The sequence below is a fragment of the Streptomyces sp. ML-6 genome, from assembly GCF_030116705.1.
Lineage (GTDB): Bacteria > Actinomycetota > Actinomycetes > Streptomycetales > Streptomycetaceae > Streptomyces.
The window spans coordinates 4,873,028-4,889,464 of the sequence record NZ_JAOTIK010000001.1 but is presented as its reverse complement, the minus strand read 5'-3'; the positions used below and the strand labels follow the sequence as shown (position 1 = coordinate 4,889,464).

The window sequence follows — 16,437 nt, the reverse complement described above, 5'->3', positions numbered from 1 at the left end:
TACGTCCTTCGCGGGGCCCGCGTCCATGACTTGTACAACCCGCAACATTCCTCGGCCGTGAGGCGGTGTGACAGAAAACGCAGCGATGGCGCTGAGAGGAGTACGGGGTCGTCCTACGGCCCTGTCGGAAGACGACCGGGGCCTCTCCTGTGGGGGGTGGCGGCCCCGGTCGTCCTCTTTTTCTCCGAGCTTTTTCTCTGCGCCTCTGCGCCTCTGATCAGGCATGATCCAAAGCGCGGGAGCCTGATGCCCCCAGGCCTCTCAGGAGGCCTGATCCGCTACGAGCGCCTGGTGCAGGACCAGATCGCTCTGATGCGACGCATCCGTCACGACGCTCTGGACGAAGGCGTCGTCCCCGTGCCGTAACGATCGCCGGTGGCCGTGCGAAGCCTTGATCCGAGGCTCCGGGAAGCTCCCGGCGCGCCGCAACCGCAGCCGTTACCGTAAGGGCATGACCGCACTGCCCGACTGGATGCGCCCGCCCCGCGCGGAAGGCTGGTTCGCGGAGGACCTGGATCACCTTCCCGAGGCCCCGCGCCATACCGAGCTGATTGACGGAGCCCTCGTATTCATGATGTCGCCCCAGCGGTCCTGGCACGGCCGCCTGATCACCGCTCTGACCACCACGCTGATGGCGCAGGCACCGGCCGGCGTAGAGGTCGAGCGAGAAATGACGATTCGCCTCGACGCCCGGAACCGCCCCGAGCCCGACCTCCTCCTGACTGACCTGCCGTACGAACCGGACCGTACCTGGTACGCCCCGGAGCACGTGAAGCTCGTCGTCGAGGTCGTCTCCCCCGAGTCCGCCCACCGCGACCGTACGGTCAAGCTCCACAAATACGCGGAGGCCGGCATCCCGCACTACTGGTGCATCGAGGACGAGGACGGCACACCTGTCGTCCACGTCTACGAGCTCGACCGGCCAACGGGCGCCTACGCGCCCGCCGGTATCTTCCGGGGCTCCCTCCGGCGCCCGGTGCCCTTCGAGATCAGTCTCGACCTGGACAAGCTCACACCTCCCCGAAGCAGCTGAAGGGGCCTTGGCAGGGAGCACGCAGAGGCGGCCCCGGTCGTCCTCGTCCCCCTTCACGACGCGTCCCGGCCCGGCCCGGCAGGCTCGCCCGATCCGCCTCCCCGGCCCCGCAGCACCGCGCCCCGTCCGCCGGTCCCGCGCCCCGTCCGGTTCAGCCCGTCCCGTCGATCCGGGCGGCCAGGGCCCGGAACTCGTCCCAGCTCAGCGCGGGCTTGCCCGGCACCCACAGCTTCTGGGCGGTCGCCCGCAGCGGCATCCGGATGCCGCGCGCCACCTGGTCCGGGGTCTGCGCCTGCGGGAGGTCGCCCCAGACGGCGAACCGGCCGCCGAGGATCCGGCCCGACCAGCGCGCCGGGACCGGCTTGGTGCCGCGCAGGACGAGCGGGGTCCACTGCTCGTAGATCCGCTCGCCCGTCGGGTAGACGAAGTTGTTGGGCTGGCCGAGCACGTAGTAGAGGAACTCGTCGTTGAGGTTCACCACCCGCCGCCCCTCGCGCAGGTACTCCTCCGGCTCGCGGGCGCCGTACTCCTTGCCCGTCCAGTACTCGACCTCGATGTTCTTGTCGGCGGTGACGGTCCCGCCGCGGAAGAAGCCGTCGTTCCACGCCTTGGGCTGCTTGCCGTGCGGGCGCACCACGGCCGCGCGGTCGTTGAGCCAGCCGGTGGCGAGGTCCTTGATCCCGGCCCCCGCCCCGTACTTCCGCTGGGCGGCGCGCTGGAGCTGCGGGTACGAGGCGGCCGGGTCGCGGGCCATCAGCGCCAGGTACTCGTCGGCGCCGAGGTGCCAGTACGCGCCGTCGAACAGCTCGGTGTACTCGCCGAGGAGTTCGTCGACGAGCTTCGCCGCCCCCGGGTCGGAGATGTCCAGCGAGCCGGGCGAGAGCCGGCCCGAGGCGCTGCGCAGCTGGAGGCCGGGGTGGGCCCGCAGCACCGCGCCGAGGTGGCCCGGGGAGTCGATCTCGGGGACGACCTCGATGTGCAGCCGGCCCGCGAGCCCGAGGATCCGGCGCACCTCCGCCTTGGTGAGGTGCTGCGGCGACACCACCTCGGGGTGGGTGTCGGACTCGATGCGGAAGGCCTGGTCGTCGGAGAAGTGCAGGCCCAGCTGGTTGAGCTTGAGGTCGGCCATCTCGCGCAGCCGGTCCTCGATCCAGGCGGCGGTGTAGTGCTTGCGCGCGATGTCGAGGTTGAGGCCGCGCTGCGGCCGGTCGGGGCGGTCGCGCACCTCGCCCTCCGGCATCACCCCGTCGGCCCGCACCGACTGCTTCAGCGTGCGGGTCCCGTAGAAGACGCCCGCCTGGTCGGGCCCGCTGATCCGCACCCGTCCGTCGCGGACGACGAGGGTGTACGACTCGGGGGTGCCGCCGCCCGGGACGATCGCCAGTTCCACGTCGCCCGCGCGGGCGGGGACGTCGCCCCGGTAACGGATCTTCAGCTCCTGGGCCAGCAGCCGCCCCTCGTCCGCGAGCGCCCCGCTGCCATCGGCGACGACGACCCCGCCGTCCGGGCCGGGGCGCCAGCCGGGGCCGCGGGCCGCCCGGTGTTCCCGCACGGCGGGGATGGTGCGGGGGGCCGTGGAGAGCGGGTAGCTCCGGGTCGGCGAGGGGGCGGCGGAGGAGGGCGCGGAGGCGCGGGAGGCCGAGGTCTGCCCCGCGAGCCCGCTGTCGGAGCCCTCCGGCCAGACGACGACGGCGATCGTCGCGGCGGCCGCCGCGGTGAGGACCGCGCCGGCCGCGAGGGCGCCGCGTGAGGGCGACATGGTCAGGAACCTCCATTGTTCGCGGGAAGCGGGGAGCAGGAAACGGGACAGGGAGAAAAAGGAAGCCGGTCGGACAACTGCCGGGGCAGCCGAGAGCGGTCGGGAACAGCCGGAAACAGTCGGAAGAAGCTGGAAACAGTCGGCAACGGTCGGGAACGAGGAGGCCCATGCCGGACGTTCTCCTCGGGGGCACCGCCCATCAGACCGGATCGCGGACCCTCAGCCGTTCCGAAACCCTCTCGTCCGGGTGAAATTCGCGCATCCGTCGGACGTCTGTTGCCCCGTCTCGGTAGCTTTGAGGCACATTCGTCTCTCCCTTCACCCTGCATCTGTCCGGTCTCTTCCGTCCCTTCCCACTCAGGGTCACAGATGCCGTTGATCCGAGGAGCCCACGCTGTCCAGGTCCAGCGAGTCCCACGCCGGCCTCCCGGAGCGGTTGCGGCAACCGGTCACCCGGACGGCCCTGCCCGTCCAGGGGCCCGCGCCCGCCCGGGGTCCGGCCCGTCACCCGGCTCTCGACCGGTTCAACGCCGTGCCGGCCGCCGAGGCCGAGGCGGCCCTGCTGGCGTGCTGCGGCAGCCGTCGCTGGGCGCACCGGCTGACGCTCCACCGCCCCTACCCCGACCTCGACGCCCTGCTGGCCGCGGCCGACGAGGCGGGGTACGACCTGGCGCCCGCCGACCTCTCCGAGGCGCTCACCGCCGAGGTCTCCCCCGGTCTGCACCACGCCGCCCCGCCCTCCGCCCATCTCGCGCTGCGGGCCGCGCACGCCGCGTACGAGAGCCGCTTCGGCCATGTCTTCGTGATCTGCCTGGACGGCATGGAGCCGGCCGAGCAGCCCGACCAGGTGCTCGCCGCGATCCGGACCAGGCTGGGCCACGAACCCGACCACGAGCGGGTGGTCACGGCCGACGAGATGCGGCGGCTCGCCCGGGGCCGCATCATCGACCTGGTATCGGCTTGATAACGGAACGGGCTCGATCGGGGAGGTCGACAGGGCGTTCTAGGCCGTCCGTGCCCGTTTGATTGCCACTTTGATCACACCGTGGGCCCCCGCGCGAACGAACCGACAATCCGTCGCTACGATGGCCGGGGCCGGTGGACCGTACCCGGCCGGGTCAGACCGACAGTCAAGCCGGCCGACCCCAATCCCCGCTCCCGGAGGGTTCTTCCGTGCCGGCTGGAACGCTGTACCGCGGCCGGGAAGGCATGTGGTCCTGGGTGGCTCATCGAGTCACCGGTGTCCTCATTTTCTTCTTCCTGTTCGTACACGTCCTGGACACCGCTCTCGTCCGTGTCTCCCCCGAGGCGTACGACGACGTCGTGGCCACGTACAAGACGCCGATCGTCGCGCTCCTCGAATACGGCCTGGTGGCCGCCATTCTCTTCCACGCGCTGAACGGTCTGCGCATCATCGCCGTGGACTTCTGGGCCAAGGGTCCGCGGTACCAGAAGCAGATGCTCTGGTCCGTCGTGGGCATCTGGGTCGTGCTGATGGTCGGGGCGCTGTACCCCGTCCTCGGCCACGCCGTACGCGAAGTCTTCGGGAGCTGAGGCCAATGTCCACCGAGTCCTCCGCCGCGATCGGCTCCGTCGAGGCCGTGAGCCTGTACGACGTCGACAACCCGGCCCCGGTCATCGAGCCGCCGCGCAAGCGCACCGGCAAGACCCCCAAGGGTTCGCGCACCAACTTCGAGATGTACGCCTGGCTCTTCATGCGCCTGTCGGGCATCGTCCTGGTCGTCCTGGTCCTGGGCCACCTGCTGATCCAGCTGGTGCTGGACGGCGGCGTCTCCAAGATCGGCTTCGCCTTCGTCGCGGGCCGCTGGGCCTCGCCGTTCTGGCAGGTCTGGGACCTGACGATGCTGTGGCTGGCCATGCTCCACGGCGCCAACGGCCTCCGTACGGTCATCAACGACTACGCCGAGCGTGAGAACACCCGCTTCTGGCTGAAGATGCTCCTGTACACCGCCACGGTGTTCACCGTCCTGCTGGGCACGCTGGTGATCTTCACCTTCGACCCGAACATCCGCTAGGCGCCGGGCCAGAGGGACCAGAGGAAATCATGCAGATCCACAAGTACGACACCGTCATCGTCGGCGCCGGCGGCGCCGGTATGCGCGCGGCCATCGAGTCCACGAAGCGCAGCCGCACCGCCGTGCTCACCAAGCTCTACCCCACCCGCTCCCACACGGGCGCCGCGCAGGGCGGCATGGCCGCCGCGCTGGCCAACGTGGAGGAGGACAACTGGGAGTGGCACACCTTCGACACGATCAAGGGCGGTGACTACCTGGTCGACCAGGACGCCGCCGAGATCCTGGCGAAGGAGGCCATCGACTCCGTCCTCGACCTGGAGAAGATGGGCCTGCCGTTCAACCGCACGCCCGAGGGCCGCATCGACCAGCGCCGCTTCGGCGGGCACAGCCGCAACCACGGCGAGGCCCCCGTCCGCCGGTCCTGCTACGCCTCGGACCGCACCGGCCACATGATCCTCCAGACGCTGTACCAGAACTGCGTCAAGGAGGGCGTGGAGTTCTTCAACGAGTTCTACGTCCTCGACCTGCTGCTCCAGGAGGTCGACGGGGTCAAGAAGTCCGCGGGCGTCGTCGCGTACGAGCTGGCGACCGGCGAGATCCACGTCTTCCAGGCGAAGTCGATCATCTTCGCCTCCGGCGGCACCGGCAAGTTCTTCAAGGTGACGTCGAACGCGCACACCCTGACCGGTGACGGCCAGGCCGCCGCCTGGCGCCGCGGGCTGCCGCTGGAGGACATGGAGTTCTTCCAGTTCCACCCGACGGGCATCTGGCGCATGGGCATCCTGCTGACGGAGGGCGCCCGCGGTGAGGGCGGCATCCTCCGCAACAAGGACGGCGAGCGCTTCATGGAGAAGTACGCGCCGGTCATGAAGGACCTCGCGTCCCGTGACGTCGTGTCCCGCTCCATCTACACGGAGATCCGCGAGGGCCGCGGCTGCGGTCCCGAGGGCGACCACGTCTACCTCGACCTCACGCACCTGCCGCCGGAGCAGCTGGACGCCAAGCTCCCGGACATCACCGAGTTCGCGCGCACGTACCTCGGCATCGAGCCCTACACGGACCCGATCCCGATCCAGCCGACCGCGCACTACGCCATGGGCGGCATCCCGACCAACGTCGAGGGCGAGGTGCTGGCCGACAACACCACCGTCGTCCCGGGCCTGTACGCCGCCGGCGAGGTCGCGTGCGTGTCCGTGCACGGCGCCAACCGCCTGGGCACCAACTCGCTGCTCGACATCAACGTCTTCGGGCGTCGCGCGGGCATCGCCGCCGCCGAGTACTCCGCGAAGCACGACTTCGTCGAGCTTCCCGAGAACCCGGCGCAGCTGGTCGAGGAGCAGGTCGAGCGCCTGCGCAACTCGACGGGCACCGAGCGCGTCGCGGCGCTCCGCCAGGAGCTGCAGGAGTGCATGGACGCCAACGTGATGGTGTTCCGCACCGAGCAGACCATCAAGACGGCCGTCGACAAGATCGCCGAGCTGCGCAGGCGCTACCTCGACGTGTCCATCCAGGACAAGGGCAAGCGGTTCAACACGGACCTCCTGGAAGCCATCGAGCTGGGCAACCTGCTCGACCTGGCCGAGGTCATGGCGACCTCCGCGCTGGCCCGCAAGGAGTCCCGCGGCGGTCACTACCGCGAGGACTACCCGAACCGCGACGACGTCAACTTCATGCGCCACACCATGGCGTACCGCGAGGTCGCGGCCGACGGCACCGAGTCGATCCGGCTCGACTACAAGCCGGTCGTCCAGACCCGCTACCAGCCGATGGAGCGTAAGTACTGATGGCAACCCCGACTCTGGACAAGGTCGAGACGCAGTCCGCCGCCTCGCCGTACATCACGGCGACCTTCCGGATCCGCCGCTTCAACCCCGAGGTCTCCGACGAGGCCCAGTGGCAGGACTTCCAGGTCACGATCGACCCGAAGGAGCGTGTGCTCGACGCCCTTCACAAGATCAAGTGGGACATGGACGGGACCCTGACGTTCCGCCGCTCCTGCGCGCACGGCATCTGCGGCTCCGACGCGATGCGGATCAACGGCAAGAACCGGCTCGCCTGCAAGACCCTGATCAAGGACATCAACCCGGACAAGCCGATCACGATCGAGGCCATAAAGGGCCTCACGGTCCTCAAGGACCTCGTGGTCGACATGGAGCCGTTCTTCCAGGCGTACCGCGACGTCATGCCCTTCCTCATCACCAAGGGGAACGAGCCGACCCGCGAGCGCCTGCAGTCCGCCGAGGACCGCGAGCGCTTCGACGACACCACCAAGTGCATCCTGTGCGCCGCGTGCACGTCCTCGTGCCCGGTGTTCTGGAACGACGGCCAGTACTTCGGCCCGGCGGCGATCGTCAACGCGCACCGCTTCATCTTCGACTCGCGCGACGAGGGCGGCGAGCAGCGCCTGGAGATCCTCAACGACCGTGACGGCGTGTGGCGTTGCCGCACCACGTTCAACTGCACGGACGCCTGCCCGCGTGGCATCGAGGTCACCAAGGCGATCCAGGAGGTCAAGCGGGCGCTGATCACGCGCCGCTTCTGAGCCCCCTCGGTCACCGACCGCATCGGCGGCCCCGTCCCCCGCAGTGTTCGCGCGGGAGACGGGGCCGCCTTGCTGCGCCGCCCGGCACTTGACGGTACGGTCGTGCGGAACCGGTCACCGGTTCACCGCCCCGGTGCGGCAGGGCCCCGGGGCGCGCAGGACCGACCGAGAGCGGGGAACGTTGAGCGATCCGAATCCGTACGCGGACGAATCGTACAAGTGGGGTCCTGACCCCCGGCAGCAGAACAATCCGCCCACCGCCGCGGACGGCCAGGGGGGCGGCGCCCCGGCGTACGGCTATCCGCAGCCGCTGCCCGAGTCCGCCGCCCAGCCCGGCCCCGCCCACGGCTATCCGCAGGGGGCCGCCGCCCAGCCGACCATGCCCGGCGCCGGTTTCCCGCAGCCGGGGATGCCGCCCGGAGCCGGCATGCCGGTGCTGACGTTCGGCGACATCGCCGTCATGAACGACCAGATCGTGACGCCGGCCGGGCCGATGCCCCTCAAGGGCGCGGTGTGGACGGCCACGGACCTGTCGCGCACCGAGGAGAAGATCCCGACGGTGGCGATCGTGCTCGCGATCGTCTTCGCGCTGCTCTGCCTGATCGGTCTGCTGTTCCTCCTGATGAAGGAGAAGCGGACGACCGGCTTCATCCAGGTCACGGTGACCAGCGGCGGCCGGCACCACTCGACGATGATCCCGGCGGTCTCCCCGGACACCTTCCCCATGGTGATGGCCCAGCTCAACACGGCCCGCGCCATGAGCGTCTGAGGTTACGCCGGACCTTTCGGGCACCCCGCACCACCTCCCGCGTTCTGTTTCTGCGGTCCGCGGCCGTGGTCCGTCACCACCGGCCCGGGGTCGTGCGGCCCCGGGCCGATACCCTCAGGACCGTGGTGAAGGAAGTGAAGGACGTAAAGGCAGTCAAGGCTCCCAAGAGCGAGCAGACCCGCGCCCTCATCCTCGAAACCGCGCTCCGGCTCTTCCAGGAACGCGGCTACGACAGGACGACGATGCGGGCCATCGCCCAGGAGGCGGGCGTCTCCGTCGGGAACGCCTACTACTACTTCACGAGCAAGGAACATCTCGTCCAGGGCTTCTACGACCGGCTCGCCGCCGAGCACGCGGCGGCCGTGCAGAAGGTCCTGGACGAGGAGAAGGACCTCGCGGCGCGCATGCGGGGGGTCCTGCTCACCTGGCTGGACGTGGCGGAGCCGTACCACCGCTTCGCCGCCCAGTTCTTCAAGAACGCCGCCGACCCGGAGAGTCCGCTCAGCCCGTTCTCGGCCCAGTCCGTCGCGGCGCGCGAGGCGGCGATCGCCATCCACCGGCGGTGCCTGGACGGCTCCGACACCCGCACCGACCCCGAACTGGACGATTACCTGCCGCAGTTGATGTGGCTGGTCCAGATGGGCCTGGTGCTGTACTGGGTGTACGACCGGACCGAGCACGCCGAACGCAGCCGCCGGCTGGTCGAGCGCTGCACCCCGATCGGCGCCCGCGTCATCGCGCTCTCCCGGTTCCGGATGCTGCGTCCGGTGGTGCGGCAGATGCACGACGTGCTGGAGGAGTTCCTGCCCGGCGCGGCGAGGGCCAAGGACGGGCCGTCCGGCGGACCGGAGCCGAAGAAGCCCTGAGAGCCGGGGGCGAACGGACCGAGGGGCGGTGCGCTCCCCGGCGTTCTGCCGGGGGCGCACCGCCCCTCGCTCGTCCTGCGGGGCCCGCTCTGCGGGGGCCCGGTCCTCGGCCCGCCCTGCGGGGCCGTCAGATCCGGCGCAGCTCCCAGAGTCGCCAGATGCCGGTACCGTCCGAGAGGTACTGCGAGCCGGCCACGCTCGTCGTGCTGACGGAGTACTCCTTCTTCTGCCACAACGGGATCAGCGGCACGTCCTCGCCGACCTGCGCCTGGAGGGACTTGAAGTCGTCCGTGGTGCGGCCCCGGTCGCTGTACTGCAGCGTGGAGCCGATCAGGCTGTCCACCTTCTTGCTGGAGTAGCCGTTGTGGAGGGCGTTGCCCCGGCCGACCAGCGGCTGGCTGAAGGTGTCGGGGTCCGGGTAGTCGGGGAACCAGCCGACCGTGTACGCGTCGTACTTGCCGGCCGCGTACTCCTTCTGGAACTTCGTCCACTCGACGGCGTGGACCTCCAGCTTGAACAGCCCGTCCTCCTCCAGCTGGCGGCGGAGCTCCTCGGTCTCCTTCGCCTGGATCTCGTCGCCACCGCCGTAGCCGAATTTGATGCGCACCGGCGTCTGCACGCCGGCTTCGTCCAGCAGCTTCCTGGCGCGCTCGGGGTCGGGCGTCGGGTAGGCGTCGAAGAACGGCGTGCTGTGCCCGATGTACCCCTGCGGTATCAGCGAGTAGAGCGGCTCGACGGTGCTCTTGTAGACGTTGCTCACCAGGGGCCCGCGGTCGACGATCGAGGCGACCGCCTGCCGGACCTTCTTGTCGGCCATCGGGGAACCGGGGCGGACGTTGAAGACGAGGTTGCGGATCTCGGCGCTGTCCGCCTCGGTGACGCGCAGGTCGGGGTCACCGGGGTTCAGCTCGGCGATCGTGGCCGGCGGCAGCTCGCGGTGCGTGATGTCGATCCGCTTGCCCTCCCATGCGGCCAGGAGCTTGTCCGAGTTCTCGTAGTAGCGCACGGTGACCGGGACGCCGGTCTCCTTCAGCGCGCCCTTGTACCGGGGGTTGGGGACCAGCTCGGCGATGACGCCCGACCGGTACGACTTCAAAGTGAAGGGCCCCGAGCCGTCGACCGTGTTGCCGCTCCTGAGCTTGTCCGCCGGGTACGACGCGCGGTCGACGATCGAACCGGCTCCCGTGGCGAGCTTCTGCGGGAAGGTCGCGTCGCGCGAGGAGAGGTTGAACGTGATGGTGCGGCCCTCGGTCACGACGTTCTTCAGGCTCGGGAACAGCACCCACGGGCCGGCTTCCGTCTTGATCTTGAGCATGCGGTCGATGGAGTACTTGACATCGGCCGCGGTGATCGGCCGGCCGTTGGAGAAGGTCAGGTCGTCACGGAGCTTGCACTGGTACGTCTGAAGCTTCTGGCCGACGAATCCGCAGCTCTCGGCGGCGTCGGGCTCGGGGACGGTCGCCCCGGGCTTGAAGGTCAGGAGGGACTGGTAGAGGTTGCTGTAGATCGCCCAGGAACCCGCGTCGTACGCACCGGCCGGGTCCAGCGAGGTGACCACGTCCGTGGTACCGACCGCGATCGGGGTCTCGTCCACATCGCTCGAGGGGAGCAGCTGCCAGACCCCGACGCCCACGACAAGCAGAACCCCGATGATCGCAAGAATCCGTAGCCGGATCGACTGCATTGTCGTGCTCTCCCTTACCAGCCCCACCTCGGTGTTGTGCTTCAGATACGCACATCACCGCACGCTCCCGCTCACCCAATCACACGATATTCACATCTGGAAGAGTGAAACTGGCATTCATAGCCTTTCGTTGGACACTTGAAACCTCGGGTGCACCCAAAAGGCCGGAACCTGCCGTTCCCCGCGGCCCGGACCCACGAACCACGAGGTCAGGCCCGAAGCGAGGCGAGTTCCACGACGGTGATGTCGGAGGGGGCGCCGACCCGCACGGGCGGCCCCCAGGCGCCCGCGCCGCGCGAGACGTAGAGCTGGGTGTCGCCGTACCGGTCGAGGCCGGCGACGGTGGGGTTGGCCAGGCCGGCGATGAGGTTGCCCGGCCAGAGCTGACCGCCGTGGGTGTGGCCGGAGAGCTGGAGGTCCACGCCATGGGCGACGGCGTCGTGGATGACGACGGGCTGGTGGGCGAGGAGGACGGCGGCGCGGGCCCGGTCCCGGTCGCCGAGCGCGCGGGCGAAGTCGGGGCCCTGCCCCTCGCTCTCCCCGGCGACGTCGTTGACGCCCGCGAGGTCGAACCCGTCGATCTCCACCCGGGCGTTCTCCAGCGGGTGGAGGCCCAACTCGCGTACCTGGTCGATCCATTGGGCCGCACCGGAGTAGTACTCGTGGTTTCCGGTGACGAAGAAACTGCCGTGCCGGGCGCGCAGTCCGGCGAGCGGCTCCGCCGCCGGGCCGAGGTCGGCGACGGTTCCGTCGACGAGGTCGCCGACGACGGCGATCAGGTCCGGCCCGGTCCGGTTGATCGTGTCGACGATCCGCCGGGTGTGGGCGCTGCCGAGGATCGGGCCGAGGTGGATGTCGCTGACGACGGCGATCCGGAAGCCGTGCGCGGAGCGGGGCAGTTTGGCGAGCGGGACGGTGACCCGCTCGACCCTCGGCCCGCGCAGCACCCCGTGGGCGCCCAGGCCGACCGTCCCGAGCCCCGCGACGGCGGCGGCACCGCCGACGATCCGGGAGACGAACAACCGGCGCGAGGGGCCGAGGGGGCGGCGCGGGGCGGAGGCGTCGACAGTGCTCGGGGCGTCGGGGGCCGGCGCGTCGCCGGCGGCGGTGGCGACCGCCAGGGAGCCGGGTGCGCCGGCCGCACCGGCCGTCCCGTCGGCTCCCTCCGTCGCGGCCTGCCGGGATCCGGTGACCGGCCCGGTCGACGCGGCCACCTCGGCCGGCTCGGCCAACTCGGTCGGCCCGGTCGGCTCCGCGGCCGGGGAGCGGTCCGGGTGGCTCCCGTCATCCGTACCGGGCTCCCGTGCCCCGCCCCCACCGCTTCCCGCCCGGTCCGCCCGCCTCGCGAGCACCCGGCGCAGGACCGGCCGTACCGCCTCCCCCACCAGCAGGGCCAGGGTCAGGTACAGCACCGCGGCCAGCCAGAGGTAGCCGGGCCAGGCCAGCGCCTGCTGGAGCGGGAAGGGCGCCCCCACACGGCCGGAGACCAGGGCGCCGAGGCTCAGCAGCGGCAGGACGAACGCGGCCGCGGTGCCGGCCCTGCGCAGGGCGCCGCCCCCGGCCGTCGTGTCACGGACCAGTCGGCACCACAGGTAGCGGTGCACGCCGCCGAACAGCGCGAGCACCACGACCACCATCACCACGAAACCCGCCACTGCCACCAGCTTGCTCCCCACCCGGCCTACTGCTCGTCACGTACGGTCGCGACGCAGCGCCCTGACACCACGGAACCCGATCACGCCGATGACCGTCCCCAGGAGAAAGGACGTGATCGCGAGCAGCAGATGCACCCAGAAGTACGCAGTCGGGTCACCCGCGTCGTCGAAGGCGAGTCCGCTGCCGTCCTTCCATAGGTTTTTGACGAAAGTGATCCAGATGAACCAGCTCCACACCCCGAAAGCGAGCAGGAACCAGGAAACGGGGCGGCTGAGCTTCATGGACCCAGTATCTCCGCCGCGCTCCGGCAAAGCCGCCCGGGGTGGGCCGTCCCGGCGGTACATGCGGCGGGTCAAGCCATCCGCCCTCCTTCCCATATCATCTGCCTGTACGTTTCCGACCGTGCCTGCTCTCAAAAAGACCGCCCTGACGGTCATCTCAGCCGCCTTGTTGTCCAGTTTTGCCATCGCGCCGGCATCGGCGGTCGGCAAGGACACCTCCGACGACGCGCCGAAGCCGCCCGCAGGCATGTCCCGGGTCGGTGGCGAACTGCTGGGGAGGAGCGGTACGCAGGTCCGGCTGAAGCCGGGCGCCCCGGTGCTGCCGAAGGACCTCACGGGCCGGTCCTGGATCGTCGCGGACGCGGAGAACGGCGAGGTCCTCGCCTCGCACAACGCGCACTGGCGGCTGCCGCCCGCCTCCACCCTGAAGATGCTCTTCGCGGACACCCTGATGCCCGCGCTCCAGCCGAAGACCCGTGAGTACACCGTCCGGGACGAGGACCTGGCCGATCTCGGCGAGGGCAGCAGCCTGGTCGGCATCAAGGAGGACCTCTCCTACACGGTCCACGACCTGTGGCTCGGGGTGTTCCTGCGCTCGGGCAACGACGCGGTGCACGTGCTGTCCGCGATGTACGGCGGCGTGCCCAAGGCCGTCGAGGCCATGCAGACGCACGCCGAGGAGTTGCAGGCGCTCGACACCACGGTGGTCTCGCCCGACGGGTACGACGCGCCCCGGCAGGTCTCCAGCGCGTACGACCTGACGCTGTTCGCCCGCAGCGGGCTGCAGAAGGCGGACTTCCGGGAGTACGCCTCGACGGTCGAGGCGCAGTTCCCCGGCGCGAAGAAGAAGGGCGGGAAGCGGGAGAGCTTCGCGATCCAGAACACCAACCGGCTGCTGACCGGCGCGGACGGCGTCGAGCCGTACAAGGGGATCGCGGGCGTCAAGAACGGCTACACCTCGCACGCCGGGAACACCTTCACCGGTGTCGCCGAACGCGACGGCAAGGTGCTGCTCGTCACCGTCATGAACCCGTCATCCGAGGAGACCCACGCCGTCTACAAGGAGGCCGCGAGCCTGCTGGACTGGGGCTTCCAGGCGAGCGGCAAGGTCACCCCGGTCGGTGAGCTGGTGCCCCCGAAGTCCGCCGACACCGGATCGGGCAAGGGCGCCCCGGCCGCGCAGGGCGAGGACAGGGGCGGGCACGGCCCCGAGAGCGCCGGGAAGACGGCCGCCGACGACGAGGGCGGCAGCAGTGGTGTCGGGGTCGCGCTGGGCATCGTCGGCGGCGTCCTGGTGCTGCTGGCCGGCGGGGTGTTCCTGGTCAACCGGCGCTGGCCGCTGCCGGACCTGGTGCGTCGCCTCCCCCGCCGCTGACGGCCCCCTTCCCGGCCCCTTCGGCGTCCTCGGCGCCCCCGCTGTTCTGCGTCGCCGTCCAGGCGGCGCAGAACAGCAGCAGTTTCGCCGTGAAGTTGAGCCAGAGCAGCAGGGCCACGGGCACCCCGAAGGCGCCGTACATGCTCTTGGACGCCACGTCCTTCATGTAGCTGCCGAGCAGCAGCTTGAGCAGTTCGAAGCCGATCGCGCCGATCGCGCCCGCGACCAGCAGCCTGCGCCGCGGCGGCTCCACCCCGGGCAGCAGGGTCAGCAGGTAGAGCAGCAGCAGGAAGCCGCAGAGCGCCCCCACGGCCATGGCGGCCACCTGGAGCACCACACCGCCCGCGCCCCGGTCCGGGATGTTCAGCAGACCGGCGGTCCGGCCGACCGCGACGGTGCCCACCGAGGAGATCGCGAGGGTCGCGAGCGCCGCGCCGCCGAGCCCGAGCAGCAGCCCCGCGTCCTTGAGCTTGCGGACGACCGGGTTGCCGGTGTCCACGTCGTCCCGGCCCCAGACGGCGCGCAGGCAGTCGCGCATCGAGCCGAGCCAGCCGATCCCGGTGAGGAGCAGCAGCGCACCGGCCACCGCCCCGACCGTGCCCGCGTGGGCCACCAGGCCCTCGATGCCGAGCTGGTCGGAGATGCCCGGCACCTGCTCGGCGAGCTTGTCCTCGATCTTGCGCAGCTGCTCGTCGGAGAGCAGCGCGGCACCGATCGCCGCACCGACCGCGATCAGCGGGAAGAGCGCCAGGAAACTGGTGAAGGTGATCGCGGCGGCGAGCCTGGTCCAGTGGACCCGTTCCAGCGTCTCGTAGGAACGCCACGCGTGCGTCGCCATCAGCCGGGAGACGATCGGCCCGATGACGGGGAGTTTTTTCAGCCAGTCCATGACGTACGGCTTACCCGTCCGGGCGCCGGGAACCGTGCCCGGCCCCGCCGGTGTGCGACCCGGCACCCCCTCAATCACCCATAACGGTGAGCACCGTAACAAATCCCCCAAAAGGGTTTTCCCTGGCGCTACGGTCACCGTCATGTCTGTCGACACGGTGTCCCTGACCGGCTGGGGCCGTACCGCCCCGACGACCGCTCTGCGGTTCCGCCCGCGCACGTACGAGGAGGCGGCGGCGACGGTACGCGGCTGCGGGCCCCGCGGCTCCATCGCCCGGGGGCTGGGCGGATCCCACGGCGACGCGGCGCAGAACGCGGGCGGCTCCGTCCTCGACATGACCGCGCTCGACCGGATCCGCACCGTCGACGCCACCGCCGGGCTGGTGGTCTGCGACGCCGGGGTCGGCCTGCACCGGCTGGCGGAGGTCCTGCGGCCGCTCGGCTGGTCCGTGCCCACCCCGTCCCCGAACCGGTACGTCACCGTGGGCGGCGCGATCGGCGTCGACGCGCACGGCCACGACCAGCACCACTCCGGCTCCTTCTCGCGCCACGTCCAGGAGTTGGAGCTGCTGACCGCCGACGGCGAGATCCACACGGTCCGCCCCGGCACCGTGCTCTTCCACGCGACCGCGGGCGGTCTGGGCCTGACGGGCGTGATCCTCTCGGCGACGCTGCGCTGCCACCGCGTCACCGGATCGTGGCTGTCGGTCGACACCGAACGCGCCGTCGACCTGGACGACCTGATGGACCGGCTCTCCGCCGGGGACCATCGCTACCGCTACTCGGCCGCCCGGATCGACCTCCTCGCCCGCGGCCGGGCGACGGGGCGCGGCGTGCTCACCCGGGCCGAGCCCGTGCCCCGGGACGGCCGGGCGCCCCGGTACGCGCGCCCGGCGCCCGCCCGGCGCACCCCGTTCGCGTTCCGTCCGGGCCGGCTGCCCTCCCTCTCCGCCCTCGTGCCCCACTCGCTGCCCGGCGGGGTCTGCGCCGCCCTCCTGGGCGAGCTCCGGTACCGCGGCGCGCCCGGGTACCGGCCCGGCGAACTCCAGCGGCCCGCCGCGTTCTTCCGCTTCCTGGACGGGCCGGCCCGGGACCGGCCCCGGGGGCGCGGCGGGTCGGTGCGGTACCAGTTCGCCGTCGGCTTCGGACAGGAGGAGGCGCTGCGGCGGATCGTGCGCCGGATCTCCCTGCGGCGCTGCCCGTCGTCGTACGCGGTGCTGAAGCGGTTCGGCGCGAGCGACCCGGGCTGGCTGTCGTTCCCCGTGCCCGGCTGGACGCTCGCCCTCGACCTGCCCGCCGCCCTGCCCGGCCTGGCCCGGTTCCTGGACTCGCTGGACGAGGAGGTGGCGGCGGCCGGCGGCCGGGTCTGCCTGGCGAAGGACTCCCGGCTGCGGCCCGAACTGCTGGCCGCCATGTATCCGAAACTGGACGAATTCCGTTCGCTGCGCGCCGAGTTGGACCCGTACGGGGCGTTCCGCTCGGACCTGTCGCGCCGTCTGTCGCTCTGACCGGCGCCGCGTTCCGCGCCCTCCGTCACCATGCCCTCCG

General features: G+C 70.9%; 15 protein-coding genes. 10 read left to right on the top strand and 5 right to left on the bottom strand.

What is annotated here, in order from left to right; genetic code table 11:
• The first annotated feature begins 451 nt into the window (after positions 1–451).
• Positions 452–1,033, top strand: coding sequence for a Uma2 family endonuclease (locus OCT49_RS21900; RefSeq protein ID WP_283853534.1), 582 nt, complete (start codon positions 452–454; stop codon positions 1,031–1,033).
• 151 nt (positions 1,034–1,184) lie between these two features.
• Here the strand turns inward: OCT49_RS21900 and OCT49_RS21895 are convergent, their stop codons facing one another.
• Complete coding sequence (locus OCT49_RS21895) at positions 1,185–2,792, bottom strand: beta-N-acetylhexosaminidase (RefSeq protein ID WP_283853533.1); 1,608 nt, start codon at positions 2,790–2,792, stop codon at positions 1,185–1,187.
• Between the two features lie 463 nt (positions 2,793–3,255).
• Here OCT49_RS21895 and OCT49_RS21890 point away from each other — a divergent pair, with 463 nt between their 5' ends.
• From OCT49_RS21890 to OCT49_RS21860, 7 genes are all read left to right on the top strand, one after another.
• Positions 3,256–3,756, top strand: coding sequence for a 2-oxo-4-hydroxy-4-carboxy-5-ureidoimidazoline decarboxylase (locus OCT49_RS21890; RefSeq protein ID WP_283855894.1), 501 nt, complete (start codon positions 3,256–3,258; stop codon positions 3,754–3,756).
• 209 nt (positions 3,757–3,965) lie between these two features.
• Positions 3,966–4,346, top strand: coding sequence for a succinate dehydrogenase, cytochrome b556 subunit (sdhC, locus tag OCT49_RS21885; RefSeq protein WP_283853532.1), 381 nt, complete (start codon positions 3,966–3,968; stop codon positions 4,344–4,346).
• A gap of 5 nt (positions 4,347–4,351) precedes the next feature.
• Positions 4,352–4,828 carry a succinate dehydrogenase hydrophobic membrane anchor subunit gene (locus OCT49_RS21880; protein WP_283853531.1) on the top strand — a complete coding sequence of 159 codons (477 nt, stop codon included), beginning with the start codon at positions 4,352–4,354 and terminating at the stop codon, positions 4,826–4,828.
• Positions 4,829–4,857: 29 nt separating this feature from the next.
• Positions 4,858–6,612, top strand: coding sequence for a succinate dehydrogenase flavoprotein subunit (sdhA, locus tag OCT49_RS21875; RefSeq protein WP_283853530.1), 1,755 nt, complete (start codon positions 4,858–4,860; stop codon positions 6,610–6,612).
• On the top strand, positions 6,612–7,370 hold the full coding sequence (locus OCT49_RS21870; protein ID WP_283853529.1) for a succinate dehydrogenase iron-sulfur subunit: 759 nt from the start codon (positions 6,612–6,614) through the stop codon (positions 7,368–7,370). Before sdhA ends, OCT49_RS21870 begins: the two co-directional genes overlap by 1 nt.
• Before the next feature lie 181 nt (positions 7,371–7,551).
• Positions 7,552–8,139 (top strand): hypothetical protein, encoded by a 588-nt coding sequence (locus tag OCT49_RS21865; protein WP_283853528.1) that lies wholly within the window; start codon positions 7,552–7,554, stop codon positions 8,137–8,139.
• A gap of 122 nt (positions 8,140–8,261) precedes the next feature.
• A complete protein-coding gene (locus OCT49_RS21860; RefSeq protein ID WP_283853527.1) occupies positions 8,262–9,005 on the top strand; it encodes a TetR/AcrR family transcriptional regulator in 744 nt (247 codons plus the stop codon).
• 127 nt (positions 9,006–9,132) lie between these two features.
• Here OCT49_RS21860 and OCT49_RS21855 read toward each other — a convergent pair whose 3' ends face one another.
• The 3 genes from OCT49_RS21855 to OCT49_RS21845 all read right to left on the bottom strand — a co-directional run bounded on the left by OCT49_RS21855 (position 9,133) and on the right by OCT49_RS21845 (position 12,626).
• Entirely contained in the window at positions 9,133–10,689 is a 1,557-nt protein-coding gene (locus tag OCT49_RS21855; protein WP_283853526.1) for an ABC transporter substrate-binding protein, read from the bottom strand.
• Between the two features lie 209 nt (positions 10,690–10,898).
• A complete protein-coding gene (locus tag OCT49_RS21850; protein ID WP_283855893.1) occupies positions 10,899–12,326 on the bottom strand; it encodes a metallophosphoesterase in 1,428 nt (475 codons plus the stop codon).
• A gap of 54 nt (positions 12,327–12,380) precedes the next feature.
• Positions 12,381–12,626: an SCO4848 family membrane protein gene (locus tag OCT49_RS21845; RefSeq protein ID WP_283853525.1), complete on the bottom strand. Its 246-nt coding sequence runs from the start codon at positions 12,624–12,626 to the stop codon at positions 12,381–12,383.
• A 121-nt stretch (positions 12,627–12,747) separates the two neighbouring features.
• On the opposite strand from OCT49_RS21845, the gene OCT49_RS21840 reads away from it, so the two are divergent.
• Entirely contained in the window at positions 12,748–14,001 is a 1,254-nt protein-coding gene (locus tag OCT49_RS21840) for a D-alanyl-D-alanine carboxypeptidase family protein (protein ID WP_349632798.1), read from the top strand.
• On the opposite strand, the gene OCT49_RS21835 is transcribed toward OCT49_RS21840, so the two are convergent.
• Positions 13,949–14,890, bottom strand: coding sequence for a YihY/virulence factor BrkB family protein (locus OCT49_RS21835; RefSeq protein WP_283853524.1), 942 nt, complete (start codon positions 14,888–14,890; stop codon positions 13,949–13,951). The two genes, OCT49_RS21840 and OCT49_RS21835, sit on opposite strands and share 53 nt — an antisense overlap.
• Positions 14,891–15,032: 142 nt before the next feature.
• On the opposite strand from OCT49_RS21835, the gene dprE1 reads away from it, so the two are divergent.
• Complete coding sequence (gene dprE1 / locus OCT49_RS21830) at positions 15,033–16,397, top strand: FAD-binding oxidoreductase (protein ID WP_283853523.1); 1,365 nt, start codon at positions 15,033–15,035, stop codon at positions 16,395–16,397.
• Positions 16,398–16,437 lie beyond the last annotated feature (40 nt).